Consider the following 25,210-nt stretch of genomic DNA (forward strand, 5'->3'; position numbering starts at 1 on the left):
GTCGAGCGTATGGAGACCTTCGGCGTGGCGGTGGCCGGCTTCGGCTGGATGGGACGGGTGCACACCCAGGCGTACCTGCGGGTGCCCCACCACTATCCGGCGCTGAGCCTGCGCCCGGTCCTCGTCGCGGTGGCCGACGAGGTGCCGGGCCGGGCCGCCGAGGCGGCCGCGCGGTACGGCTTCGCCTCGTCGACCGAGGACTGGCGAACGCTGGCTCTGGACCCCCGGGTTCAGGCGGTCAGCATCACCGCGCCCAACTTCCTCCATCGCGAGATGGGCGTCGAGCTGGCCCGGGCCGGCAAGCACATCTGGATCGAGAAGCCGGTCGGCCTCACCTCGGACGACGCGATCGCGGTGGCCGGCGCGGTCCGAGACGCCGGCGTGCACGGCGCGGTCGGCTTCAACTACCGCAACGCTCCCGCGGTCGAAGCGGCCCGCGACCTGATCGCCGCCGGCGAGATCGGCCCGGTCACGCATGCTCGGTGCCGGTTCTTCAGCGACTACGCGGCCCACCCCGAGGGCGCGCTGAGCTGGCGGTTCGAGCGGGCCCGAGGCGGCGGCGGGGTGCTCGGCGACCTGGCCGCGCATGCCGCCGACCTGATCCGCTTCCTGCTCGGCGAGATCGAGTCGCTGGTCGCCGACACGGCCATCTTCGTCCCGTCGCGCGCCCGGCCGACCGGCGCCACCGCGGGCCATGTGCGGGCGACGGGCGGCGAGATGGGTCCCGTGGAGAACGAGGACTACGTCTCGGCCCAGCTGCGGATGGCGTCCGGGGCGCGGGCGATCCTGGAGGCGAGCCGGGTCGCGGTCGGCGAGCAGAACGCCTACGGCTTCGAGGTGCACGGCACCAAGGGCGCGGTGTTCTGGGACTTCCGCCGGATGGGCGAGCTGGCCGTGAGCACCGGCACGGCCTACCAGGACCAGGCGGTGAGCACCATCCAGATCGGACCGTCCCATGGCGACTACGCCGCCTTCCAGCCGGGCTCGGCCAACGGCATGGGCCTCGACGACCTCAAGGTGATCGAGGCACACCGGTTCATCCGCTCGATATCCGACGGAAAACCGCACGGAACAACCCTGGACGACGCCGTCGCCAGCGCCCGCATCCTCGACGCCCTGTCCGAGTCGGCACAGCGCCGGACATGGGTTGACCTAGATATTTACATGTAGCAACGTGTCGGCATGACACGGAAAGTTGCGCTCATCACAGCGCTGATCGCCGCGGTGGTGGGTGCGTCGGCGACACCGGCGAACGCCGCGGCGCCCGCTCCGACGTTCACCCATCTGACGCCCGGCGGCCGGCCCAAGCTGACCGAGACGGTGCCGGTGAACATCGTGTTCCTGGGGTACGACACGAACGACGTCGACCAGGCCGAGTTCCGGTCCGGCCTGGCGAAGACATACGAGCCCGAGGTGCGCTCCCGGCAGTGGTACGGCGAGCAGGAGAAGCTCGGCATCACCTACACCTACGACTACAAGGTCCAGTACGCCGACCAGGCGTACCAGGACAAGTTCTTCAAGCGGCTCAAGCAGCTGTCCACACCGGCGCCGCTGACCGTGTACCAGGAGGAGTACAACGCCCAGACGAAGAATGTTCTGGACGTCACCTCGAACAACTACATCGACGCGCCGACGGTCGAGAAGTGGCTGGCCTACAACCCGCCGCGCGGGGTCGACACCGAGCGCAACACGATCTTCCTGATCAACTGGCACGGCCGGGCCGACTTCAAGTTCCACGTCTACACCAAGACCGGTGAGGCCGACCCGGACACCGGCTACGACTTCGGCAAGGAGCGCGACAGCCGCAAGATGATGGCGTGGGGCGGCACCACCCGGGACGACGAGGAGACCGGCCTGGGCAGCACCCGTCGCGTCTGGTTCGCCGACCTGTCCGCCGGCCCCGAGGCGAACATGGCCAACTACATCGTCGACGAGCTGGATGTGGACGGCGACGGGCAGCCGGACTACCGGATGCCGAACACCTGGGAGTACACCGACGGCGGGTTCCGCTCGCCGGACGCCCTCTCCGGCGACCTCGCCAAGATTGTCCGGTACGTGGGTCTCGACCTGCTGATGACCACGTCCCCGCTCTACCCGGTGGAGCTGCCCACCGGCACCGGCCTGCCCAAGTCGATCAACCTCGACAGCAACACGTACGAGGACTGGCCGGGCGTGGACGCCTCCGCGGCGTACATCAAACCCGAGCTTGTCGTTGAGGAACTGGCCGACCTGCGCTGGCGCAACCGGCTCGACTTCGACAACCAGGACTTCGCGGTCGACGCCAAGAACCGCGCCTGCTTCGAGGGCTGGTACATCACCTACGAGCCCTGCTACGACGGCCAGGAGCTGCCGCCGGACGCCAACCTGTTCCTCTACAACGACGAGAACATCGCCCGGACCAAGGACGACGACGGCCGGGTGGACTACGAGCTGCCGCTGATCAACTACGCGACCGGCGGCGACTTCACGACGCCGCTGGGCTACGCCGACGACAACTGGGTCGACGGCACGCAGAGCTACGTCTTCTCGTTCATCTCGCCCGGGATCATCGAGCGGGGGTACGGCCTGAGCACCACCCAGATCCACGAGGCCGGCCACCACCTGGGCATGTCGCACCCGCACGACGGCTGGGACAGCGAGGCCGGCGCCGACATCGGGGCGAGCGGCGACTTCTACTTCTCGTGGCTCGGCGACGAGAACAACTCGATGATGTCGTACATCGACCTGAACTGGGACTTCAGCCAGTTCGACCGGGACAACAGTGATCGGTTCCTGACCGCCGCGTACTTCGAGGCGGCCAACAAGCTGGCCGCGAATGTGCTGGCGGCCAAGGACGCCGGCCGGGTCACCGCCAACCTGCGGTCGGCCGACACCGTCCTCGGCCAGGCCAAGCGGGCCTTCGCCAAGCACGAGTACCGCACCGCGTACGCGCTGGCCGAGAAGGCGTACAACATCGTGGCCCGCGCGGCCGACCGGGTCGGCGCCGACCCGGCCGCCGCCGCCAAGGCCCTGCACGCCCGGGCCGAGCAGGCCCGCGTCTCCGGCAAGGTGCACGACCCGCACGAGTTCATCGACACCCTGGAGCCGGGCCACAGCCCGCGTTCCCTCCCATAACCACCCGTTTGGTCGGGGCCAGGGCTTTCATGCCCTGGCCCGACTTTTTTGTAACGCGATTCAGGTCGGCGTGCGTCTTAGTGGCGTGGATGACAGAGAGACGGAGTTCCGAGCTTTCGTCGGCGCGCAGATGGAGCCGCTGCGCGGCCTGGCCTACCTCACGTGCGGTGACTGGCAGGTCGCCGAGGACGCGGTGCTGACCGTGCTCGCGCGGCTCTACGCCCGCTGGCCCAAGGTCGAGACGCCCGCTGCCTACGCCCGCGCGGCGGTCGTCCGCGCGGCCATCGACGAGACGCGCCGGCCGTGGTGGCGGCGGGAGAAGTCACACAGCCACGCCATGCCGGAACCGGCGACGCCGGACCGCACCGGTGCGGTCGACGACCGGATCCAGGTGCGTCAGGCGCTGCGGCACCTGTCGCCGAAGCTGCGCGCCGTCCTGGTGCTGCGGTTCCTCGAGGGACGCAGCGTGCAGGAGACGGCCGAGGCGCTGGGCTGGCCCGAAGGCACGGTCAAGTCGTACACCTCACGCGCCCTTGATCGGCTGCGCGAGGTCCTGACCAGGGAGGGACATCATGCGGGAGCTTTCTGAGATGTTGGAGGACGCCAAGGCGAACCCGCCGGCGCCGCGTTACACCGTCGACGACGTGGTGGTCGCCGGTCGCCGCCTGCGCGCCCGCCGGCGGGCGACGTGGAGCGGGTTGGCCGCGGCCGCGGCGGTGGTCGCGGTGGCGGGGGTGATCACGGTCCCGCGGCTGGTCGGGGCCACGCCGTCGGCCGGGCCGCCCGAGGTGACGGCCGCGGCGCCGGTCACCGCCGGAAAGACCGATCCGCTGCGCTATCCGAAGAGCCCCTGGGAGTACGCGTTCCGCGGCTACCGGGCCGGCGAGTTCACGGTCAACGACCCCTATCTGGTGACCGCGGACTTTCAGCAGGCGACGGTCCGGATCGGCGACGACGTCGACGAGATCTACACCGACGACACGAAGAAGACCGTCGCCCGCAGCGAGCCGGCCCGGAACCTGCTGCTGACCGTCTACCGCCCCGGCCGCTACGACCCGAAGCAGTTCGCCGGCGGCGAGCCGGTCAGCGTCGGCGGCAAGCCCGGCCTGTTCCAGGCGGACACCCAGATCGAGGGCGACCGGTCCCCGATCGGCGGGCACCGGGGCCTCGCCTGGCAGTACGCCACCAACGGCTGGGCGGTGCTGAACACCCTCATCCCGGACGAGGCGGGCCGTGCCGGCAAGGCGAACCTGGTGGCCGTGGCGGCCGGGCTGAGCGGCTCGGCGGCCTATCCGGCGACCGTCGCGATGAAGCTGCGGGAGGTTCCGCCCGGCTACCGGCTGGACGCCGGCGGCCGGGGCCCCGATCCCTGGAACGGTGGCAACGCCGAGGGGTACAGGTCGAGCATCCGCCTGGTCAAGGGTGCGGCGAGCGCGGGCCGGCTGATCAGCTCGATGACCGACAAGGACGACGGCTACGTCAAGGACATCAGGATCAACCTTTCGACGTACGAGCCGAAGCGGCTGCCGCCGGACGGCGCCGATCCGGCCGCGCCGTACTGCAACACCGGCAACGCCGCGCTGTGCTACCGCAACCTCCCCGGCGGCAAGTACACGGTCGAGATCATCGGCAGCGGCGACACCTCGCCGGAGGAGTTGACACAGATCCTGGCCGCCATCCAGGTCGCCGACGTCGACAAGCCGGCGACCTGGTTCCCGCTGGCGACCGCGACACCCTGAGCGCCGGCCGCGGGTCAGGCGGGCACCGGCTGGTCGAACTGGGTTCGATACAGCTCGGCGTACCGCCCGCCCGCGGCCAGCAGGTCGGGGTGCCGGCCGCGCTCGACGATCCGGCCGTTCTCGAGGACCAGGATCTGGTCGGCCGAGCGGATCGTGGACAGGCGGTGCGCGATCACCACGCTGGTCCGCCCGGCCAGCGCCTCGCCCAGCGCGGCCTGCACCGCCGCCTCCGAGGTCGAGTCGAGGTGGGCGGTCGCCTCGTCGAGGATCACCACCCGGGGGCGGGCCAGCAGCAGGCGGGCGATCGTCAGACGCTGGCGCTCGCCACCACTGAGCCGGTAGCCGCGCTCGCCGACCATCGTGTCCAGGCCGTCCGGCAGGGATTCGATCAGGTCGGCGATGCGGCCCCGGCGCAGCGCGTCCCAGAGTTCGTCCTCGGTCGCGCCGGGACGGGCGAAGAGCAGGTTGTTGCGGATCGTGTCGTGCAGCAGGTGCCCGTCCTGGGTGACCACGCCCAGCGCGCCGCGGATCGAGTCGGCGGTCAGGTCACGGACGTCGGTGCCGCCCAGGCGTACCGCGCCCTCGCCGACGTCGTAGAGCCGGGGCAGGAGCTGGGCGATGGTCGACTTGCCGGCCCCGGACGAGCCGACCAGCGCGACCAGTTGTCCGGGTTCGGCCCGGAACGACACCCCGTGCAACACCGTCTCGCCGCCGCGGCTGTCGAGCTTGGCCACGTCCTCCAGCGAGGCGAGGGACACCTCGTCGGCCGCCGGGTAGCCGAACGTCACGTCGTCCACCTCGACCGCGACCGGTCCGTCGGGCAGCTCACGGGCGTCCGGCCGGTCGACGATCATCGGCTTCAGGTCGAGGATCTCGAAGACCCGGTCGAAGCTGACCAGCGCGCTCATGATCTCGACCCGGGCGCTGGCCAGCGAGGTGAGCGGGGCGTACAGCCGGGAGAGCAGCAGCGCGAGCGCCACCACGGCGCCGGCGTCGAGCCGGCCGGTGACGGCGTAGAAGCCGCCCAGGCCGTACACCAGAGCCAGCGCGAGCGAACCGACCAGGGTGAGAGCGGTGATGAAGATCCACTGCAACATCGCGGTGCGTACGCCGATGTCGCGTACGCGCTGGGCCCGCGCCGCGAACTCGGCCGACTCCTCGGCCGGCCGCCCGTAGAGCTTGACCAGCGTGGCGCCGGGCGCGGAGAACTTTTCGGTCATCCGGGTGCTCATCGCCGCGTTGTGGTCGGCGGCCTCCCGCTCGAGGCGGGCCAGCCGGGTGCCCATCCGCCGGGCCGGCAACACGAAGATCGGCAGCAGGACCAGCGCCAGCAGGGTGATCTGCCACGAGAAGCTGAGCATCACGGCCAGCGTGAGCAGCAGGGTCACGCTGTTGGCGACGATCCCGGACAACGTGTCGCTGAACGCCTGCTGCGCCCCGACCACGTCGTTGTTGAGGCGTGAGACCAGAGCGCCGGTCCGGGTACGCATGAAGAACGCGACCGGCATCCGCTGGACATGGTCGAACACCGCCGTACGCATGTCGACGATCAGCCCCTCGCCGATCCGGGCCGACAGATAGCGGGTGATCAGCCCGAGCCCCGCCTCGGCGATCGCGATCGCCCCGATGGCCACGGCCAGGCCCACGATCAGGTCGGCCGGTCGCCGGTCGACGATGCCGTCCACCACCCGCCCGGCCAGCACCGGCGACGCCACCGTGAGGACCGCGGACAGCACGCTGCCGGCCAGGAACCACCCGAGCAGCCGGCGGTGCGGCCGCGCGAACCGGCCGATCCGCTTCAGCGTCCGCTTCGAGAACGGCCGTTGATCGCGCTGGTTCATCGCGTGGTGCAGGGACATCCAGGCGGTGACTTCCATGCTCATGGGCGGACTCTAGAACCTCGACCGAGATTGAGGTCAACGCATTTCCTCACCCGGGTGGCCGGTCGGAAGAGATGTCGCCTTGACAGCGCCGAAACATGCGCGCCGCAGGAGTGTCACCAAGAGCGCACAGCATGGGTCCGGTGACGCAGGGACCGGGAGACGAGGTCGGCGCGCTGGCCGGGTTCACCGTCGCGGTGACCGCCGAGCGGCGCCGCGACGAGATGGCCGCGCTGCTGACCCGGCGTGGCGCCCGGGTGGTCACCGCGTCCACGATCTCGATCGTCCCGCTGGCCGACGACGAGGCGTTGCGCGCGGCCACCGCCGCCTGCATCGGGCTCGCCCCCGACCTGGTCGTGGCCACCACCGGGTTCGGCTTCCGGGGCTGGCTGGAGACGGCCGAGGGCTGGGGGATGGGCGACGACCTGCGCGCGGCGCTGCGGCGGGCGCGGATCCTGGCCCGCGGGCCCAAGCCGTGCGGGGCGATCCGGGCGGCCGGGCTGACCGAGGAGTGGGCGGCCGCCACCGAGGGCTCCGAGGAGATCCTGGACCGGTTGCTCGCCGAGGGTGTCGCCGGGATGCGCATCGCGGTGCAGCAGCACGGCGAGCCGCAGGCCGCGTTCATCGGGGCGCTGCGTGCGGCCGGCGCGGCCGTGGTCGAGGTGCCGGTCTACCGCTGGACGCTGCCGCCCGACCTCACCCCGGTCCGCCGGCTGGTCGACCAGGTGCTCCAGGGCCAGGTCGACGCGGTCACGTTCACCAGCGCTCCGGCGGTGCGGGCGTTCCTCTCCATCGCCGGGCCGTCCGAGGAGCGGCTGCTCGAGCGGCTGCGCACCGACGTGATGGCCGCCTGCGTGGGGCCGGTGACCGCGGCGCCGCTGATCGAGCGGGACGTGCCGGTGGTGTCGCCGCAGCGGTTCCGCCTCGGCGCCCTGATCAAGACGATCACCGACGAGTTGCCGCGACGAGCCCTGACCCTCCGGGTCGCCGGGTCCGACCTCGAACTACGCGGCCACGCCGTGCTGATCGACGGCCGATTGCACGCGCTCGCCCCCGCCTCGATGACGATCCTGTCGGCGCTGGCCGCCCGCCCCGGCGCGGTCGTCTCCAAGGACCGGCTGGCGGCGACGCTGCCCCGGGCCAGCGACGGCCACGCGGTCGACGTGGCGGTGGCCCGGCTCCGCACCGCGCTGGGCTCGGGCCGGCACATCGAGACGGTGATCAAACGCGGCTACCGGCTCCGGATCGACGAGGCGGCATGAACCCGCTGATCGCCGTGGCCCACGGCACCCGGTCGGCGGCCGGGCAGGCCCAGATCCGGGCGCTGGTCGACGCGGTCGCGATGTGCCGCCCCGAGCTCGATGTCCGGCTGGCCTACGTCGACGTCCAGCACCCCCGGATCGGTGAGGTGTTGCCTTTACGCGCTCAGAGCGGTGGGGTGTTGCCTTTACGCGCTCAGAGCGGTGGGGTGTTGCCTTTACGCGCTCAGAGCGGTGGGGTGTTGCCTATACGCGCTCAGAGCGGTGACATGTTGCCTATACGCGCTCAGAGCAAAGGGGCGGCGCCGGTCATCGTGCCGCTGCTGTTGAGCACGGGCCACCACGTGCGCGTGGACATCGCCGAGTCGGCCGGCGACTGTGTCGTCACCCCGCCACTGGGACCCGATCCGCTGCTGACCGAGATCCTGGCCGGGAGCGCCGGCCGCGACCACGACGCCCTGGTGCTCGCGGCGGCCGGCTCGTCCGACCCGGGCTGGCTGGCCGAGATCGCCGGCGTGGCGGCCGACCTGAACGCCCACGTCGCCTACGCGAGCCGGGACGAGACCAAGGACGTCGTCGCCGGCCTGCGGGAACAGGGCGCCGAGCGGATCACCGTGGCGGCCTACCTGCTGGCCGAGGGCCTCTTCTACCGCTCACTGCACCGGGCCGGCGCCGACCACGTGACACCCCCGCTGTGCCACGACCCGAGGGTGGCCGGTCTCGTCGCGCGACGCTACGACCTCACAACCGCGCTCGCCCCGATGTAAGACCTTCTGTACGCCCGCGTGACCAAGGGGCGACCAAGAAGGTAACGGGCGGCCGGAAGCATCGGCCCATGACCGCGACCCACTGCCCCTACTGCGCTCTGCAGTGCGGCATCACGCTGACGCCCGAGCGTCGCGGGCTGCGGCTGGAGCCGTCCGACTTCCCGGTCAACCAGGGCGGGCTCTGCGCCAAGGGCTGGACCGCCGCGGAACTGCTCGATCACCCGGACCGCCTGCTCACGCCGCTGGTGCGCAAGACGCCGGGGGACCGGCGCAGCCCGCTGCGGGAGGCCGGCTGGGACGAGGCGCTCGACCTGATCAGCGGGCAGATCAAGACCGCGCAGCAGCGGTACGGACGGGACAGCGTCGGCGCCTTCGGCGGCGGTGGCCTGACCAACGAGAAGGCGTACACGCTCGGCAAGTTCGTGCGGGTGGCGCTGGGCTCGTCGGCGATCGACTACAACGGAAGGTTCTGCATGTCGTCGGCGGCCACCGCGGCCAACCGGGCGCTGGGTGTCGACCGCGGGCTGCCGTTCCCGGTGGCCGACATCGCCCGGGCCCGGACCGTGCTGCTGGTCGGCGCGAACCCGGCCGACGCGATGCCGCCGGCCATGCAGTACCTCGACGCCGGGCGGGCCACCGGCGCCCGGCACATCGTGGTGGACCCGCGGCGGACGGCGACGGCGGCCGGCTCGTACCGCCACCTGCAACCCCTGCCCGGCACGGACCTGGCGCTGGCCAACGGTCTGCTGCACATCGCGGTCCGGGAGGGTCTGCTCGACGATGAGTTCATCCGCGAGCGGACCACCGGGTTCGACGGGGTGCGCGCGGCCACCGCGTCCTACTGGCCGGACCGGGTCGAGCGGATGACCGGGGTGTCCGCCGCCGACCTGCGGGAGACCGTGCGGATGCTGGCGACCGAGCGGCCGGCGATGATCCTGACGGCCAGGGGCGCCGAGCAGCACAGCAACGGCACCGACACCGCGCAGGCCTGGCTCAACCTGGCGCTGGCGCTCGGGCTGGTCGGCCGGGACGCGTCCGGCTACGGGACGATCACCGGACAGGGCAACGGGCAGGGCGGCCGCGAGCACGGGCAGAAGGCCGACCAGCTGCCCGGATACCGCAAACTCACCGACCCCGCGGCCCGGGCCCATGTCGCCGCGGTGTGGGGGATCGACCCCGCTGAGCTGCCCCAACCCGGGCTTTCCGCGTACGAGATGCTGGATCGCCTCGGCACCGACGGCGGTGTCCGGGTGCTGCTGGTGCTGGCCTCGAACATGGTGGTCTCGGCGCCGAACGCCAACCACGTGACGAACCGCCTGAACGCCCTGGACCTGCTGGTCGTCTCGGACATCTTCCTCTCCGAGACCGCGGCCCTCGCCGACGTCGTGCTGCCCACGACGCAATGGGCCGAGGAGGACGGCACGATGACCAACCTGGAGGGTCGCGTGCTGCGCCGCCGCCGTGCGGTCGAGGCGCCGCCTGAGGTGCGCACCGATCTCCAGGTGTTGAAGGCGCTGGCCGACCGCCTGGGCCGCGGCCGGTTCTTCAGCGACGAGCCGCGCGCGGTCTTCGACGAGCTGCGACGGGCCTCGGCCGGCGGCATCGCCGACTACGCGGGCATCAGCTATGAGCGCATCGAACAGGAGGACGGCGTGTTCTGGCCGTGCCCGGCCGACGACCATCCGGGCACCCCGCGGCTGTTCACCGACGGTTTCCCGACGCCGGACGGCCGGGCGAGCTTCATCCGGGTCGAGCACCGCGACCCGGCCGAGATGCCCGACCGTGACTACCCGTACGTGCTGACCACCGGCCGCAACATGCAGCAGTACCAGAGCGGCAACCAGACCCGGAGGGTGCCCGCGCTGACCATGGCCGTGCCCGAGCCGCGCGCCGAACTGCACCCGGACCTGGCCCGCCGGCACGGCATCGCCGACAGCGACCTGGTCGAACTGCGCAGCCGCCGCGGCCGGGCGGTCTTCCGGGCCCGGCTCAACCCGGGCATCCGCCCGGACACGATCTTCGCGCCCTTCCACTGGGTGGGCGCCAACCTGCTGACCGATCCCACGCTGGATCCGCACTCCCGGATGCCGGCGTTCAAGGCCTGCGCGGTGGCCATCGCGCCCGTACCGGAAGGAACCACCTGATGCACTCCACCCCACGATTTCTGCAGGGGATCTTCGGGTTCGAGGGCAAGGGCCTCGACCAGCCGGCCCCGATCGACGGACTGCACGGCTACGTGGTGCCGGACGGGGTGGTCGCCCAGGCGGTCTACTTCCGCGGCGGCAACGCGGCGGACGAGCTGATCTGCGTCGTGCTGATGCGCGACGGGCGCCCGATGCGCTACTTCCCGATCGCCGCCAAGGGTGACGTGCACGTGCCGCTGCGGGTGGTCGAGGACCTGGTCGGCGGGTCGGCGGTCGAGCTGCGGGTGGCCGCGCCGGCCGGGCTGTCCGGCACGGTCGTCCTCGACCTGGGGCTGGTGGAGGTCTGATGCCCCAGCGTCTGGTGGTGGTCGGCAACGGCATGGCCGGCGCCCGGACGGTCGAGGAGATTCTGGCCCGCGGCGGGGACTTCACGATCACCATGTTCGGCGACGAGCCGTACGGCAACTACAACCGGATCATGCTGTCCAACCTGCTGGCCGGGGTGGAGGACGAGGCCGGGATCTTCCTCAACGACCTCGGCTGGTACGCGGACAACGGCATCACCCTGCATTCCGGGCAGCGGATCGTCCGCGTCGACCGCTTCTCCCGGCACGTCTACACCGAGGACGGCACGGCCACCCCGTACGACAAGCTGATCATCGCTACCGGCAGCCGGGCCCACGTGCCGCCGATCCCCGGCCTGCACCGCCCCGGCCGCGGCTACCACCAGGGCGTCTTCGCCTTCCGCACGCTCGACGACACCCGCAACATGATCCGGTACGCCCGCGATCACGAGCGCGCGGTGGTGATCGGCGGCGGCCTGCTCGGCCTGGAGGCGGCCCGCGGCCTGCAGAGCCACCTCTCGCATGTCACGTTGGTGCACTCCGCCGGGCACCTGATGAACGCGCAGCTGCCCGCCGCGGCCGGCCAGATCCTCCAGTCCAGCGTCGAGCAGCTGGGCATCGAGGTGGTGACCGGCGCCCGCACCACCGAGATCCTCGGCAAGAACGCGGTGACCGGGGTGAAGCTGGCCGACGGGCGGACCATCCCCTGTGACGTGGTGGTGGTCGCGGCCGGCATCCGGGCCAACAGCGAGGTCGCCGAGACCAGCGGGCTGGTGGTCGAGCGCGGCATCGTGGTGGACGACCAGATGCGGGCCCAGGACGAGCCGGACATCTACGCCGTCGGCGAGTGCGTGCAACACCGCGGTGAGACGTACGGCCTGGTCGCGCCGCTGTGGGAGCAGGCGTCGGTGCTGGCCGACCACATCACCGGCCGGAACCCGGACGCCGCCTACCACGGGTCCCGGGTGGCCACCAAGCTCAAGGTGGCCGGGGTCGACGTCGCGGCCATGGGCATCACCGAGCCGCAACGCGACGACGACGAGGTGCTGACCTTCACCGAGCCGCGCAAGGGCGTCTTCAAGAGCGTGGTCATCCGGGACGGCCGGCTGGTCGGCGCCACGCTGGTCGGCGACGTACGCAAGGTCGCGTTCCTGATGCAGGCCTTCGACCGCGGCCTGGCCCTGCCCGAGGAGCGGGCCGAGCTGATGTTCGACCTGGGCGGTCCGCCGGCCGAGGTCAGCCCGGCCGAGATGGCCGACGACGAGCAGGTCTGCAACTGCAACGGCGTCACCAAGGGCACGATCGCGGCCTGCGTCCAGGGCGGCTGCAAAACGGTCAACGGCGTGATGGACAAGACCAAGGCCGGCAAGGGCTGCGGTACGTGCAAGGGGCTCGTCGCGCAGATCGTCGAGTGGGCCGCCGGTGGCGAGGTCGAGGAGGACCCGGCCGCCTCCTGGTACGTGCCCGGCGTCCCGATGCCCAAGCCGGAGCTGATGCGGGCGATCCGCGAGCACCGGCTCACCTCGGTGTCGCAGGTCTTCGCCAAGCTCACCCCCGGCGGCGACGAGGACGCCAAGAGCAAGATGGGCCTGGCCTCGCTGCTCAAGATGATGTGGGGCGCCGAGTACGACGACGAGCGCGACGCCCGCTTCATCAACGACCGGGTGCACGCCAACATCCAACGCGACGGCACGTTCTCGGTGGTGCCCCAGATGAAGGGTGGCGTCACCACACCGGCCCAGCTCAAGCGCATCGCCGAGGTGGCCGAACGCCATCAGGTGCCGATGGTCAAGCTCACCGGCGGCCAGCGCATCGACCTGCTCGGCGTGCCCAAGGACCGGCTGCCGCAGATCTGGGCCGACCTCGACATGCCGTCCGGCTGGGCGTACGGGAAGAGTTTCCGGACCGTCAAGACCTGCGTCGGGTCGGAGTTCTGCCGGTTCGGGGTCGGCGACTCCACCGCGCTGGGCATCGCGATCGAGGAGCGGTACCAGGGCATCGAGGGGCCGGGGAAGATGAAGCTCGCGGTCACCGGGTGCCCGCGCAACTGCGCCGAGGCGTACGTGAAGGACCTCGGCGTGGTGGCCATCGACGGCGGGAAGTGGGAGATCTACGTCGGCGGCGCGGCCGGCGCCCACGTCCGCAAGGGCGACCTGCTGGCCACCGTCGGCTCGGCCGACGAGGTGCTCACGCTCACCGGCCGGTTCCTGCAGTACTACCGCGAGAACGCCAACTGGCTGGAGCGCACGTACGCGTTCGTGCCCCGGATCGGCATCGACCGGGTCCGGGCCGTCGTCGTCGAGGACAGCGACGGCATCGCGGCCGACCTGGACGCCGCGATCGCCGCCTCGGTGGCGGCCTACGTCGATCCCTGGCAGGAACGGAAGGTTCCGGCCACGCCCGGCCAGTTCCGCACCTCGCTCCCGCTGACGGTGCTGTCGTGATCCGGCTCGGCGACCTCTCGGACATCCCTCTCGGTGAGGGCCGCGCCTACGCGGTCGGTGACCAGCAGATCGCCGTCTTCCATCTGCGTGACGGTTCGGTCCGAGCCCTCAGTGCAGTCTGCCCGCATCGTGGCGGGCCCTTGGCCGACGGGCAGATCGACCTCCGGGTGGTCGTCTGCCCGCTGCACCTGACCGCCTTCGACCTCTCCACCGGCTGTTCGACCGGTGACGTGCCACCCCTCACGGTCTACGCGGTGCGCGTGGACGACGACCAGCTCATCCTGGAGGACCTGCCATGACCGCTGTCGCGGAACGGCCCGCTGCCACGATCAAAGGCCACTGGATCGACGACTGGCGGCCGGAGGACCCGGCCTTCTGGGCGTCGACCGGCGCCCCGATCGCCCGTCGCAACCTGATCTTCTCGATCTTCTCCGAGCACATCGGCTTCTCGGTCTGGACCATGTGGTCGGTGCTGGTGCTCTTCCTCGGCCCCCAGTACGGCATCGACCCGGCCGGGAAGTTCCTGCTCACCGCCCTGCCCGCGCTGATCGGAGCGGTGCTGCGCATTCCGTACACCTTCGCCGTGGCGCGCTTCGGCGGCCGGAACTGGACGATCGTCAGCGCGACGCTGCTGCTCGTGCCGACCATCCTGGCCGCGTTCCTGATCGAGCCCGGCGTCTCCTACTCGACGCTGCTGATCCTGGCCGCGGTGGCCGGCGTCGGCGGCGGCAACTTCGCCTCCTCGATGGCCAACATCAACGCCTACTACCCGGACCGGCTCAAGGGCTGGGCGCTGGGCATCAACGCGGGCGGCGGCAACCTCGGCGTGGCCGCCGTGCAACTGGTCGGCCTGCTGGTGCTGGCCACCGTCGGCGCCGGGAACCCCGGGCTGGTGGCGGGCATCTACATCCCGCTGATCGTGCTGGCCGCGCTCGGCTCGGCGCTGTTCATGGACAACCTGAGCCAGGCCCGCAACGAGAAGCACGGGATGCGGGACGCGGCCCGGGACCCGCACACCTGGATCATGTCGCTGCTCTACATCGGGACGTTCGGCTCGTTCATCGGCTTCGGCTTCGCCTTCGGGCAGGTGCTCCAGGTGCAGTTCGCCGCCGACTTCAGCACGCCGGTCCAGGCCGCATACCTGACCTTCCTCGGGCCGCTGCTGGGCTCGCTGATCCGGCCGGTCGGCGGGGCGCTGGCCGATCGGCTCGGCGGCGCCCGGGTCACCTTCTGGAACTTCGTCGCGATGGCGGCCGGCGCGAGCGTGGTGTTGCTTGCCTCACAGTTGCGGTCGCTGCCGCTGTACCTGGTCGGGTTCGTCGCGCTCTTCGTGTTCAGCGGCGTCGGCAACGGGTCGACGTACAAGATGATCCCGGCGATCTTCCGGGCCCGTCACCCCGAGTCCGAGCACGAGGCGCGCCGCCTCTCCGGCGCGGTCATCGGCATCGCCGGCGCCATCGGCGCGTTCGGAGGTGTGCTGGTCAACCTGGCCTTCCGGCAGTCTTTCCTGGAGTACAAGACGGCCGACGCCGCCTACCTGACGTTCATCGCCTTCTATGCCGTCTGCGTCGGCGTCACCTGGGCGGTATATCGACGCCCGTCAGCGCGGAAACTGATCGCCGTGTGAATCGGCACTTCATGCAGGTTGAGTGCACTTGAAACCTGACAAGGGGGAGTTGCCGGAGTCTGAGAAAGATCGCTCTGAGGTGTCACGCCACAGTTCGCCGCTGGACCTATGTAGACGGAGGTTCATCGGCGAACGGAGGCTTATCGGTGGTCGGCGGGGACGACAGCTCGGGCGGATCCATACCGGACCCGCCACCCGCAGCCGAGATCGAACAGTTCTTCCGGGCGCACTGGGAGAGTCTGGTGCGCGGCCTGCTGGCCGAGGGCGCCAAGGTCTGGGAAGCACAGGACGCGGTCGCCGAGGCGATCCGTGAGGCGCTGCGCCGGTGGCCCACGCTGACCAACCCGGCCGCCTGGGTCCGGGTCGCGGCCCGCTCACACTGGCTCAAGCAGCGCTCCCGGGTCGCCCATGCGGACGGCGAGGTGCTGGTCCCCGACGTGGAGCCGTACGACGAGAGCCGCACCACCGACCCCGCGCTCACCGAGCTGGAGCTCGAGGAGTGGTTCACCCAGGTGCTCGACAAGCTGCCCCCGGCCCGGCGGGAGGCGCTCCGGCTGTCCGCCCAGGGCCTGACCCCGGCCGAGATCGCCGACGTGGTCGGCAAGACCCCCGAGGCGGTACGCACGGCGCTGAAGCTCGGCCGGCGTCAGGCCGTGGAACTGTGGCAGCGGCCGCCGCGGGAGGGTGGCGACGAGAGATGACCCCCGAGCCGGTCGAGGACGACCACGTCACCCCGGGAATGATGATCGCCGCGCTGAACCAGATCCTGGGCGAGTGCGGCTACCAGCCGGTTCCCGGTGAGCTGCCGGACCGGCTGATCGAAGACGCGCGGTCCCGCGCGGACGGGATCGTGGCGGCGGCCCGCCAGACCGCCGAGCACTACACCGACGCCGCTCTGGCCCAGGCCGCGCGTACGGTGGTCAGCGCCCGGGAGACCGCCGCCACGACACCGCCGCCCCGAGAGCCCGCCCGCCCGGTAATCACCACCAGCGACTGCGTCGGCACCGTGTGGTACGCCGCCGTGGTCGCGGCCGGAGTCTTCCTGCCGTTGCCCCCCGAGGCCGCTCGTCGCCGCCTGCACGACCTCGCGGAGCGCCTGCGGCTCGCCGCCACCGGAGACCCGGCCGACCTGGAGGGTGCGCACCGGGCGGGCGCCGAAGCGGTCGAGCTGGGGCTCGGCCATCCGGCCGTGCTGCCCGGCACGATCAAGACCCTGACCGCGCACGTCGGCCCCGGCGACGCGCTGGCCAGCTTCCTCGCCGGGCACGCCGCCGCCATGCAGGAGCGGATCCTCGGCCAGCAGGAGGCGCTCCACCGGGCCACGCTGCGGGCGGCCCGCGAGTTCGAACGGGCCCTGGAGGACAGCGAGGCCCGGTACCGGCGCCTCGCCTACTACGACCCGCTCACCGGCCTGGCCAACCGCGCCCGGCTGGTGCAACGGCTCGAGCAGGCGTCCCGCACCGGCGACCGCGGCCGGCACATCGGCGTCTGCCTGATCGACCTCGGCGGCTTCCCGGCGATCCGCGAGCAGAACGGCCCCGACGCCGGCGACACCCTCCTGATCGACGTGGTCCGGCGGCTGCGCGCGGTCACCCGCAACCCCGACCACCTGCTGGTCCGGCACGGCGGCCGGTCGTTCACCCTGCTCATCCAGGACACCGGTGGCGTGGCCCACCTGGTCGAGGTGGCCGAACGGATCCTCGGACTGCTCGCCGCCCCGGTCACCCTGCCGGACGACGGCCCGGTGGTGCCGCTGGAGGCCGCGGTCGGTGTGGTCGACGTGCGCGCGGCCGACCTCGACGTCAGCCAGCTGCTGGTGGACGCCGAGATCGCGGTGCGGCAGGCGCGCTCCGGGCGGACCGGCTGGGCCGTGCACGACCGGCGCGGCGGCGACCCCGGCGTGCCCGGCACGATTACCGGCCTGGTCACGGCGCCGCCCACCTACCAGCCGGTCCTCGACCCGGCCGGGCAGCGGATGCTCGGGCTGCACGTCCGGGCGCTCTGGCGGCACCCCCAACTCGGCTCGCTCGATCTCGGCCGCATCGGCGAGCTCACCGGCGACCGGGTGGCCACCACCCGGCTGGCCGGGCAGGTGCTGCGCCAGGTGTGCCGGCAGGCGATGCTGTGGAGCGGCGCGGCGGACGGGCCGTACGTGGGCATCGACCTGCCGGTCCGGCGGATCGGCTACCCCGAGGTGGTCGACCTGGTGCGCGAGGCGGTCACCGGCGCCGGCCTGACGCCCGGCCGGCTGCATGTGCAACTGTCCGGGCTCGACGCGGTGCCGGCCGGGGCGCACAGCCACACCGTGCTGGCGGCGCTCGGCGCGCTGGGCGTACGCGTGGTGCTCGACGACTTCGGCGCCGGCTACACCAGCGTCGCGTACCTGCGAGAGCTGCCGATCCACGGCCTGCGCAGCCCGTTGCCGCAGCTCACCGGCGGGGTCGCCGGCGAGCCCGCGGACCGGTCCCTGGTCGCCGGCCTGGCCACCATCGCGCACGCCCTCGGCCTGACCCTGACCGTGCACGGCGTGGACGACGAGCGGCTCGCCGACGGTCTCGACGCGAGCGGCTGCGACGCCGTCCAGGGCCTCCACTACGCCGCGCCGGCCACCTCACAACGGGTCGCCGCCTGGGTCCGTCAACCGACCACAGTGGTCGGTCGAGGCTGATAGCGTGCGCGCCATGTCCGAGGACTTCATGCGGCGTCCGAGCAGCGCCCGCATCTACGACGCGCTGCTGGGCGGCAGCCACAACTTCGCCGCCGACCGCGAGGCGGCCCAGAAACTGCTGGCCGCGCTGCCGTACGCGGCGGAGATGTGCCGGATCAACCGGGCCTTCCTCGGCCGCGCCGTGCAACACATGGCCGGCGCCGGCATCCGCCAGTTCCTCGACGTCGGCAGCGGCATCCCCACGGTCGGCAACGTGCACGAGGTCGCCCAGGCCCTGTCTCCCGAAGCCCGCGTCGTCTACGTCGACATCGACCCGGTGGCCGTCGAGCACAGCCGCGAGATCCTCGCCGAGAACCCGGTCGCCACGGTCATCCAGGCCGACGTGCGGTTCGCCGACGACCTGCTGGCCCGGCCCGAGCTGCGGTCGTTCCTCGATTTCACCCAGCCGATCGGCCTGCTGATGCTGTCGATGCTGCATTTCGTGCCGGACGACGATGCGTTCGCCGCGGTCGACACCCTGCGCGGGGCGCTGGCGCCGGGCTCGTTCCTGGCCATCTCGCACGGCGTGAGCGACACCCCCGCCGACGCCTCAGCGCCGAAGGTCGCCTCGATCTACACCCGCAGCGACGTTCCCCAGGCCGAGGGGCGGCCGCGGTCCGGCATCCAGCGCTTCTTCGGCGACGCCACGCTGGAGCCGCCCGGCCTGGTCTGGCTGCACGAGTGGCCGGTTCCGCCGGCCGACAGCGAGCGCCCCGAACACATGGCCGTCCTGGCCGGTGTGGCCCGCGTCTAATTAGACACCTTTCGGGGTGGGGGTCTCTTTCGGGTCCGCTGTGAGGCTTTTGGGTGATCGACGGTGGTGGGTGGTTCCGGGTCTGCTGGTGTGATGCGGTATGGCGATGGTGGTGGTGTTGATCAGGGCGAACGTGTCCGGCGTGAGCAGGTCCGGTTGCAGGCGGCGGAGTTGTTCGATGCCGGGGTGGCGCCGGTCGAGGTCGCGCAGCGACTCGAGGTGTCGACGAAGTCGGCGTATCAATGGCGGCGGGCCTGGGTCGCCGGTGGGCGAGAGGCGTTGGCGTCGAAGGGTGCTGCCGGCCCGGATCCGAAGTTGTCCGATGAGCAGTTGGCCCGGTTGAAGACGCGGCTGGAGTTGGGCCCGGCAGCGGCCGGTTATGCCGATGACCAGCGGTGGACGCTGCTGCGGGTGGTGGCGTTGATAGCGACCATGTTCCATCTGCGGGTGGGTGTTACCACGGCGTGGCAGGCGATGCGCCGTCTCGGCTATACCGCTCAGTTGCCGATCCACCGGGCGGCTGAGCGTGACGAGCAGGCGATCGCGGCGTGGCGCCGGTATCAGTGGCCGGCGCTAAAAGAGTCGCAGTGCGCAGGGGTGCGTGGATCGTCTTTGCCGACGAGTGCGGCCAGACGTTAAGAGCGCACAAGGCCACCACCTGGGCGCCCAGGGGTGCGACGCCGGTGGTGAAGGTGACCGCGAAGGGCACGGTGCGGGTGTCGGTGGCCGGGCTGTGCTGCTACCGGCCGGGTGAACGCAGCAGGTTGATTTACCGCACCTTGCTCTACCGCGGCCATAAAGGGGAGCCGAAAGGGTTCCGTGAACCCGACTTCATCGCTCTGCTGGATGCCGCCCACCAGCAGTTGCAGGCACCGATCGTGCTGGTCTGGGATCGGCTGTCGACGCACAGATCGCCGCCGATCCGCAAAGCGATCGCCGCCCGGCCCTGGCTACGCGTCTACCTGCTGCCGTCCTACGCCCAAGAACTGAACCCCGTCGAGAAGGTCTGGTCGACGATGAAACGCAGCCTGTCCAACCACTGCGTCAGCACCGCCACCGACCTCACCGCCGCCGTAAAGAACCGGCTCAACCGCATGCAGTGCCGCTCCGGCCTCATCGACGCCTTCTTCACCGGAACCGGCCTGTCCCCACCGACACCGGCCAGACCCTAACCCCGAAAGGTGTCCTAGCGGGCGAGTTCGTCCTCGACGAACGCGGGCCTGGCGAGCGTGATCGCCGGGACCGTGGCCACGAGGGCGAAGGCGAGCCGAAACAGCAGCGGCAGGGTCCACCCGCCGCTCATGTGCAGCAGTCCGGCGAGCAGCGGACCGAGCGCGCCGCGGAGGGGACCTTGGGCGACCTAGGCTACTGTGGATGCGACAGCACAAGCCGGTCCTCTGTGGAGGTTTTGGTGGCGCATCTGCTGGAGTTCAGTGTCGGCGAGGGTGTTGACGCCGTGGTGACGTTCGAGGTCGATCCGGATGAGCTGCCCGACGAGCTGGTGCTGGCCTCCAACGCCGACTCCCCGGTGGCTGGGCGCGTGCGGATCACCTTCGAGGAGGCGCTCCACCAGCTGAAACCGTCGCTGCAGAAAGTCGCCACGCTGGTCCGCGAGCTGGCACCGACCGAGGCGTCGGTTGAGTTCGGGCTGAAGATGGGCGGCCAGACCGGGGTGATCGTCGCCAAGGGCAACGCCGAGGCCAACTTCAAGCTCGCGCTGGTGTGGAAGTAGGCCCGAGCACGCGCAGGCGCCGCTACGTGGAGCGGGCCGGCTTCCTCGTCCGGATCCTCGCCCTCGACTCGCAGCGGCCGGTGGGCACGGGCTTCGTGGTCGACGACTTCCACCTGCTGACCTGCGCGCACGTCATCAACGCCGCGTTGGGGCGGGACAGCCGCCGGCAGGACGACCCGGGGCCGGACGTGCGGGTGCCGGTCGACTTCCCGATCCTGGGCGACGCGGACGGCGCTCCGGTGCGGCTCTGCCGGGTGGTGCGCTGGCGGCCGCCGCCGCTGTCCGGCACGTCGGGCGATGACATCGCGGGGCTCGCCGTGGTGGGCGAGGAACTGCCGGTGCTGGCCGGACCTGCCCGGCTGCCCGAGGATTCCCGGCCGCAGCCGGGCGGCGAGGTCTACGTCTTCGGCCACCCCAGCACACCGCCGCGCCGGTCCGGTTCCTGGGTGCTGGCCGCGGTGCTCGGCCGGGTCGGCGACGGCATGCTGCAGGTCGACTCCAGCCCCTCATCGGCGGTGCGGCTGCAGCCCGGCTACAGCGGCTCACCGCTGGTGCGCGCGGGCAGTTACGGCGACAGCGTGATCGGCATGCTCGCAGTGGCCAGCAGCCGCGACGAGCATCGCGACGCCTACGGGGTGCCGATCGACCGGCTGGTTCGCGCCTGGCCCGAGGTCCTGGCCGGCATCCCTCCGTCGCCTTATCGGGGTCTCCAGCCGTTCGGCCCGCTCGACGAGGCCGTGTTCGTGGGGCGCGAGGAGGACACCGACCACCTCCTCGGCGTGCTCGGCGACCACACCCTCGCGCTGGTCGTCGGCCCATCCGGCATCGGCAAGTCGTCGCTGATCAACGCGGGTGTGGTGCCGCAGTGGCGGGCCGCGGGCGGGGTTGCCGTGGCGGTGCGCCCGGGCCCGGGTTCGGCGCGGCCCCTCGAGCGCTTCCTGTCCGACATCGACCTGGCCCTGCGCTCGGCCACCGGGATCGACGAGTGGAACCTGCCGGCCGATGCCCCCGCCGCCGGGCTCAACCCGGTCGTCTCCCGGCGCGCTGAGGCCGCCGGCAAGCAGGTGCTGGTCCACCTCGACCAGTTCGAGGAGCTGCTGGGCGGCACCTCGCCGGAGGACCGACGCAAGCTGGTCGACGTGCTGCTCCCCGGTCCGCATGACGCGTCCCCGGCGGCCCGCGTGGTGGTGACCATCCGGGCCGACTTCCTGCCCATGCTGCTCGAACTGCCCGGGCAGGGTGCCCGCCTCCGGGACCGGATGATCGCGCTGTCACCGATGGGTGTCGCGGCTCTGCGGCGGGCGGTGAGCGAGCCGGCCCGCGCCCGCGGCGTCGCCTACGAGACTGGGCTCGCCGAGCAGATCGCCGCCGACGCCAGTGGCGGGCCGGGCAGCCTGCCGCTGATGGAGTTCACCCTGGCCCAGCTGTGGCAGTCGCAGCGCGGGCGGCGGCTGACCTTCGCCGACTACCGCGGCTTCGGCGGGGTGACCGGCGCAGTCAACCGGCACGCCGAACGTTGCTATCAGCGCTTCCGGGCAGAAGGCCGGGCCGCGCAGGTCAAGGCGGTGATGCTGGCCCTGGTGCGCACGCACGGCGGCGCAGCCGAGGCGATCGGCCGGGCCGCGCCCCGGCGCCGGTTCGAGGCGACCGGCCTGCTGATCGAGGAGTTGAACCGCTACCGGCTGCTCGTGGTGGAGCCGGCGCTGCCCGGCCAGGAGGACGACGAGCCGCTGGTCCGGCTCGCGCACGAGTCCCTGATCCGTAGCTGGGAACGCCTGGCCGGGTGGGTCGACGAGGACTCCGAGTTCCAGCGGTGGCTGGCAACCATGGAAGAGCGGATCGCTGACGACGAACTACTCGGCGACACCCGCATCGGCGCGGCCGAGCACTGGCTCGCCGAACGCCGGGCCGACATCCCCGACGAGGTCGTCCGGCTGGTCGAGCGGAGCCGGTCGGCCTGGCAGCGGCGGATTGCCGAGCTGGAAGCGGCCCGAGCCGCGGCGGTGGAGGCGGCCGATCGGGCGCAGCGGGCCGCGGCCGAGGCGGACGCCCGGCGGCTCGCGGCGGCCTCCGAACTGGCGACGGCGACCTCGATCCGGGGCGGACCGTTGCCGCTGGCGCTGGCCATCGAGTCGCTCGCGACCGCCTGGACCTTCGAGGGCGACAGTGCCCTGCGGCACGCCATGCGCACCGCGCCGTGCCCGGTCGCCCGGCTCGAGGACAACGGAGAAAAGTATGCGCGCATCCGGTTGAGCAGCACCGGGGACCACCTGATCCGCACGGTGCGCGACGGCAGTTCCGACCGGTTCCCGCAGGGGCTCACCGAGGTCTTCCACGTCGGCTTCGACGATCCCGGTTGTCACCTGGTGCACCGGGAGGAGATGTTCTTCGCGCCGGCCGGCGACGCCGCCGTGGGGCTGCACAACGATGGCCACCGGGCCGTCGTCGTCGACCTGCGCACGGGCAGACGGCTGACCGCGGACGACGGGCGGATGCCCATCGTCTCGGCGGCCATGAGCGACGACGGCAAGCACCTGGCCGTGGTCCGCGGGCGCCAGGGCACCCTCACCGACCGGCTGGTCCGCGACGCCGTCGTCCGGGTCACCGACGTCGGCACCGGCCGGGTGCTCCACACCCGCCCGATCGGCGACGCCGGCGAGCAGGTGACCTTCAACGCCGACTTCTCGATGGTGGCTCTCACCGCCGGGAGGTACGACGACAAACAGCATCACAGGTGGATTAGCCGCACGATGGTCGTCGACCTGACCAGCGCCCGGTCGAAGCCGATCGTCCTGGAGCACGACGGCAGCGCCGGCCTTTCACTGGCCTTCAGCCCCGACAACTCCTTGGTGGCGGCCGGCACCAACGCGGTGGACAGCTGCGGCGACGCCCACGGCGGCGCCGTAGAGATCTTCGACCTGCGCCGCCGGGGTGAGCTGCGGCACCGCTTCCCGAGCCATCTGCCGGTCACGGCGGTGGCGTTCGCTCCGAAGGGTGACCACCTGGCCGTGGCGCTGGGCGACACGCGGCGCGCGCGGCCGGGGGCCGGGCAGCTCATCGACGTCCGCCACGGCCGTGAGACGCACCGCTGGGACCACGACGGCCCGTGCACGTCCGTCCTGTTCAACGCCGATGGCTCCGGGGTGGCTATCGCCGGGACGTTCGCCGCCCGCGTCTTCGACGTCTCCTGGGGCATCGAGTACGCGCGGGCCGACCACGAACACGACATCATCGGCATGGCGTTCCACTCTGACGGCCGGCGGCTGCGCACGGTCGCCGCGGCGGTGACCGGCCCGGTCGAGGTCTTCGCGACGCACGGCACCGAGGTGTCCCGGATCGATGACCCCAGACGGCTCGAGGAGCCCCTGATCAGCGCGGCGGGCACTGTCGTGTTCCTCACCGAACTGGTGGGCCCGTTCACATCGTTTGCCGAGGAGCGCGTCCAGCGCGTGCACGCGGTCGACACGATGACCATGGCCCGGCGGCTCGTGGTCACACACGCCGGGAGCACGAAGTCGCTGGCGACGAGTGCCGACGGCACCTACCTGGTCACCGCCTCAGCCGGCACGGCGTTCGTACACGAGACGACGGCGCCGTTCACGCCGCACCCGGACCGCGCGGAGCCGCTCGTCGTGGATCACCCCGGCTGCAAGGAGGTGCTGTACGCCGGCGTCACCGCCGACGCGCGCCGGCTGGTCACCATCGCCGGTGCGCCGCACGGCCTGCCACCGGCCGGGGAGATCGACGACCGCGTGCACCTGTCGCCCTACAGCGGCCGCGCCAGGACCTTGCGGGTCACCGACCTGCGGACCGGCGCCGCGGTCGCCACCATCGGGGTGGCGGGCAAGGTCATGGCGGTCAGCCCGGACGGCGCCCTGGCGGCCATGCTGGTGGCGGACGAGGATGCCCATCTGTCATTCAGCGACAACTCGGGCACACATCACGGCACCGTCGTCGTGCTGTCCACAAGTGACGGCGCCGAGCGTCTACGGCTGCGCGCCCGCACCAATCACAGCGCCGTAGCGATCGGCGGTCGCCCCACCGGCGACCATCTGGAAAGCGGCCCGCACGGCTGGATCGCGCTGCTGCGGGACCGGTCTCTGGATTTCCACGCGAGTACGGGCGGGCCACGGTTGCGGGGCACCGAGCTGCCGTTCGTCCCCCACACCATCACGGCCGGCCCAGGCGGCGCCCGGGTCGCCGTGCGGGGCTTCGACGAGCTGCGCGGAAACGTGGTCGCGGTGGTCGACACGGAACGCGCATCGGTGCTCGCCACCTTCGAGACCGACCACTGGGGCACCCCGCCCGCCTTCTCGCCCGACGGCCGACGCCTCGCCATTTTGCGCGACCGGGCGGCACACGTGATGGACATCGCCACCGGCACCCGGCTCTGCGCGATCGAGCACGGCGGCGACGACCCGGTCTTCCACGCTGTCTTCGTCGGCGACGACGGCCGCTACCTGCTGACCAGAGACCGGCGCGGTCTGCGGGTCTCGCTGGTCGAAACCGACGATCTTCTTCGCTCGGCTCGCGCCTTGCTGACCCGCAACCTCACCGTCGCCGAGCGGCAACGCCACCTCGTCGGTACCGGGCCCGTCGCACCGTAGGATAATAAGCAGCATCCCGGCAAACCGTCCCGAACGACAGGCTCCGCACGGCCGAAGGAAGCTTCCAGCCAGCAGGGCGGCTCTACCGGTAG

At 71.6% G+C, this 25,210-nt stretch carries 19 protein-coding genes; 18 read left to right on the plus strand and 1 reads right to left on the minus strand.

Annotated features, from left to right (window positions below):
* The first annotated feature begins 9 nt into the window (after positions 1–9).
* The 4 genes from AB0M54_RS37960 to AB0M54_RS37975 all read left to right on the plus strand — a co-directional run bounded on the left by AB0M54_RS37960 (position 10) and on the right by AB0M54_RS37975 (position 4,853).
* Positions 10–1,170 (plus strand): Gfo/Idh/MocA family oxidoreductase, encoded by a 1,161-nt coding sequence (locus tag AB0M54_RS37960; RefSeq protein ID WP_364476769.1) that lies wholly within the window; start codon positions 10–12, stop codon positions 1,168–1,170.
* Between the two features lie 12 nt (positions 1,171–1,182).
* Positions 1,183–3,114 (plus strand): hypothetical protein, encoded by a 1,932-nt coding sequence (locus AB0M54_RS37965; protein WP_364476770.1) that lies wholly within the window; start codon positions 1,183–1,185, stop codon positions 3,112–3,114.
* An 85-nt stretch (positions 3,115–3,199) separates the two neighbouring features.
* Entirely contained in the window at positions 3,200–3,703 is a 504-nt protein-coding gene (locus AB0M54_RS37970; RefSeq protein WP_364329612.1) for a sigma-70 family RNA polymerase sigma factor, read from the plus strand.
* Positions 3,687–4,853 carry a hypothetical protein gene (locus tag AB0M54_RS37975; RefSeq protein ID WP_364476771.1) on the plus strand — a complete coding sequence of 389 codons (1,167 nt, stop codon included), beginning with the start codon at positions 3,687–3,689 and terminating at the stop codon, positions 4,851–4,853. Before AB0M54_RS37970 ends, AB0M54_RS37975 begins: the two co-directional genes overlap by 17 nt.
* A gap of 14 nt (positions 4,854–4,867) precedes the next feature.
* Here the strand turns inward: AB0M54_RS37975 and AB0M54_RS37980 are convergent, their stop codons facing one another.
* Complete coding sequence (locus AB0M54_RS37980; RefSeq protein WP_364476828.1) at positions 4,868–6,712, minus strand: ABC transporter ATP-binding protein; 1,845 nt, start codon at positions 6,710–6,712, stop codon at positions 4,868–4,870.
* Positions 6,713–6,876: 164 nt separating this feature from the next.
* Here AB0M54_RS37980 and AB0M54_RS37985 point away from each other — a divergent pair, with 164 nt between their 5' ends.
* The 14 genes from AB0M54_RS37985 to AB0M54_RS38050 all read left to right on the plus strand — a co-directional run bounded on the left by AB0M54_RS37985 (position 6,877) and on the right by AB0M54_RS38050 (position 25,118).
* Entirely contained in the window at positions 6,877–7,995 is a 1,119-nt protein-coding gene (locus AB0M54_RS37985; protein WP_364329607.1) for a uroporphyrinogen-III synthase, read from the plus strand.
* On the plus strand, positions 7,992–8,759 hold the full coding sequence (locus tag AB0M54_RS37990) for a sirohydrochlorin chelatase (RefSeq protein ID WP_364476772.1): 768 nt from the start codon (positions 7,992–7,994) through the stop codon (positions 8,757–8,759). Before AB0M54_RS37985 ends, AB0M54_RS37990 begins: the two co-directional genes overlap by 4 nt.
* Positions 8,760–8,827: 68 nt before the next feature.
* A complete protein-coding gene (locus AB0M54_RS37995; protein WP_364476773.1) occupies positions 8,828–10,903 on the plus strand; it encodes a molybdopterin oxidoreductase family protein in 2,076 nt (691 codons plus the stop codon).
* On the plus strand, positions 10,903–11,250 hold the full coding sequence (locus AB0M54_RS38000) for a molybdopterin oxidoreductase (RefSeq protein WP_364476774.1): 348 nt from the start codon (positions 10,903–10,905) through the stop codon (positions 11,248–11,250). Before AB0M54_RS37995 ends, AB0M54_RS38000 begins: the two co-directional genes overlap by 1 nt.
* A complete protein-coding gene (gene nirB / locus AB0M54_RS38005) occupies positions 11,250–13,691 on the plus strand; it encodes a nitrite reductase large subunit NirB (protein ID WP_364476775.1) in 2,442 nt (813 codons plus the stop codon). Before AB0M54_RS38000 ends, nirB begins: the two co-directional genes overlap by 1 nt.
* A complete protein-coding gene (locus AB0M54_RS38010) occupies positions 13,688–13,990 on the plus strand; it encodes a Rieske 2Fe-2S domain-containing protein (RefSeq protein WP_364329591.1) in 303 nt (100 codons plus the stop codon). Before nirB ends, AB0M54_RS38010 begins: the two co-directional genes overlap by 4 nt.
* The gene (locus AB0M54_RS38015) at positions 13,987–15,318 is read left to right on the plus strand and encodes a nitrate/nitrite transporter (RefSeq protein WP_364329588.1); all 1,332 of its coding nucleotides are present in this window, start codon (positions 13,987–13,989) and stop codon (positions 15,316–15,318) included. Before AB0M54_RS38010 ends, AB0M54_RS38015 begins: the two co-directional genes overlap by 4 nt.
* A gap of 146 nt (positions 15,319–15,464) precedes the next feature.
* Entirely contained in the window at positions 15,465–16,019 is a 555-nt protein-coding gene (locus AB0M54_RS38020; RefSeq protein ID WP_364329585.1) for a sigma-70 family RNA polymerase sigma factor, read from the plus strand.
* The gene (locus AB0M54_RS38025; RefSeq protein ID WP_364476776.1) at positions 16,016–17,986 is read left to right on the plus strand and encodes an EAL domain-containing protein; all 1,971 of its coding nucleotides are present in this window, start codon (positions 16,016–16,018) and stop codon (positions 17,984–17,986) included. The genes AB0M54_RS38020 and AB0M54_RS38025 overlap by 4 nt, the downstream gene beginning before the upstream one ends.
* A 13-nt stretch (positions 17,987–17,999) precedes the next feature.
* Positions 18,000–18,779, plus strand: a complete 780-nt coding sequence (locus AB0M54_RS38030) for an SAM-dependent methyltransferase (protein ID WP_364329580.1) — start codon at positions 18,000–18,002, stop codon at positions 18,777–18,779.
* Between the two features lie 93 nt (positions 18,780–18,872).
* On the plus strand, positions 18,873–19,418 hold the full coding sequence (locus AB0M54_RS38035; protein ID WP_364329577.1) for a winged helix-turn-helix domain-containing protein: 546 nt from the start codon (positions 18,873–18,875) through the stop codon (positions 19,416–19,418).
* The gene (locus AB0M54_RS38040) at positions 19,367–19,951 is read left to right on the plus strand and encodes a transposase (RefSeq protein WP_364476777.1); all 585 of its coding nucleotides are present in this window, start codon (positions 19,367–19,369) and stop codon (positions 19,949–19,951) included. The genes AB0M54_RS38035 and AB0M54_RS38040 overlap by 52 nt, the downstream gene beginning before the upstream one ends.
* Before the next feature lie 239 nt (positions 19,952–20,190).
* Positions 20,191–20,511: a CU044_2847 family protein gene (locus AB0M54_RS38045; RefSeq protein ID WP_364329571.1), complete on the plus strand. Its 321-nt coding sequence runs from the start codon at positions 20,191–20,193 to the stop codon at positions 20,509–20,511.
* Positions 20,502–25,118: a trypsin-like peptidase domain-containing protein gene (locus tag AB0M54_RS38050; RefSeq protein ID WP_364476778.1), complete on the plus strand. Its 4,617-nt coding sequence runs from the start codon at positions 20,502–20,504 to the stop codon at positions 25,116–25,118. Before AB0M54_RS38045 ends, AB0M54_RS38050 begins: the two co-directional genes overlap by 10 nt.
* The last annotated feature ends 92 nt before the right edge of the window (positions 25,119–25,210 follow it).

It is taken from the genome of Actinoplanes sp. NPDC051470 (assembly GCF_040682035.1).
GTDB lineage: Bacteria > Actinomycetota > Actinomycetes > Mycobacteriales > Micromonosporaceae > Actinoplanes.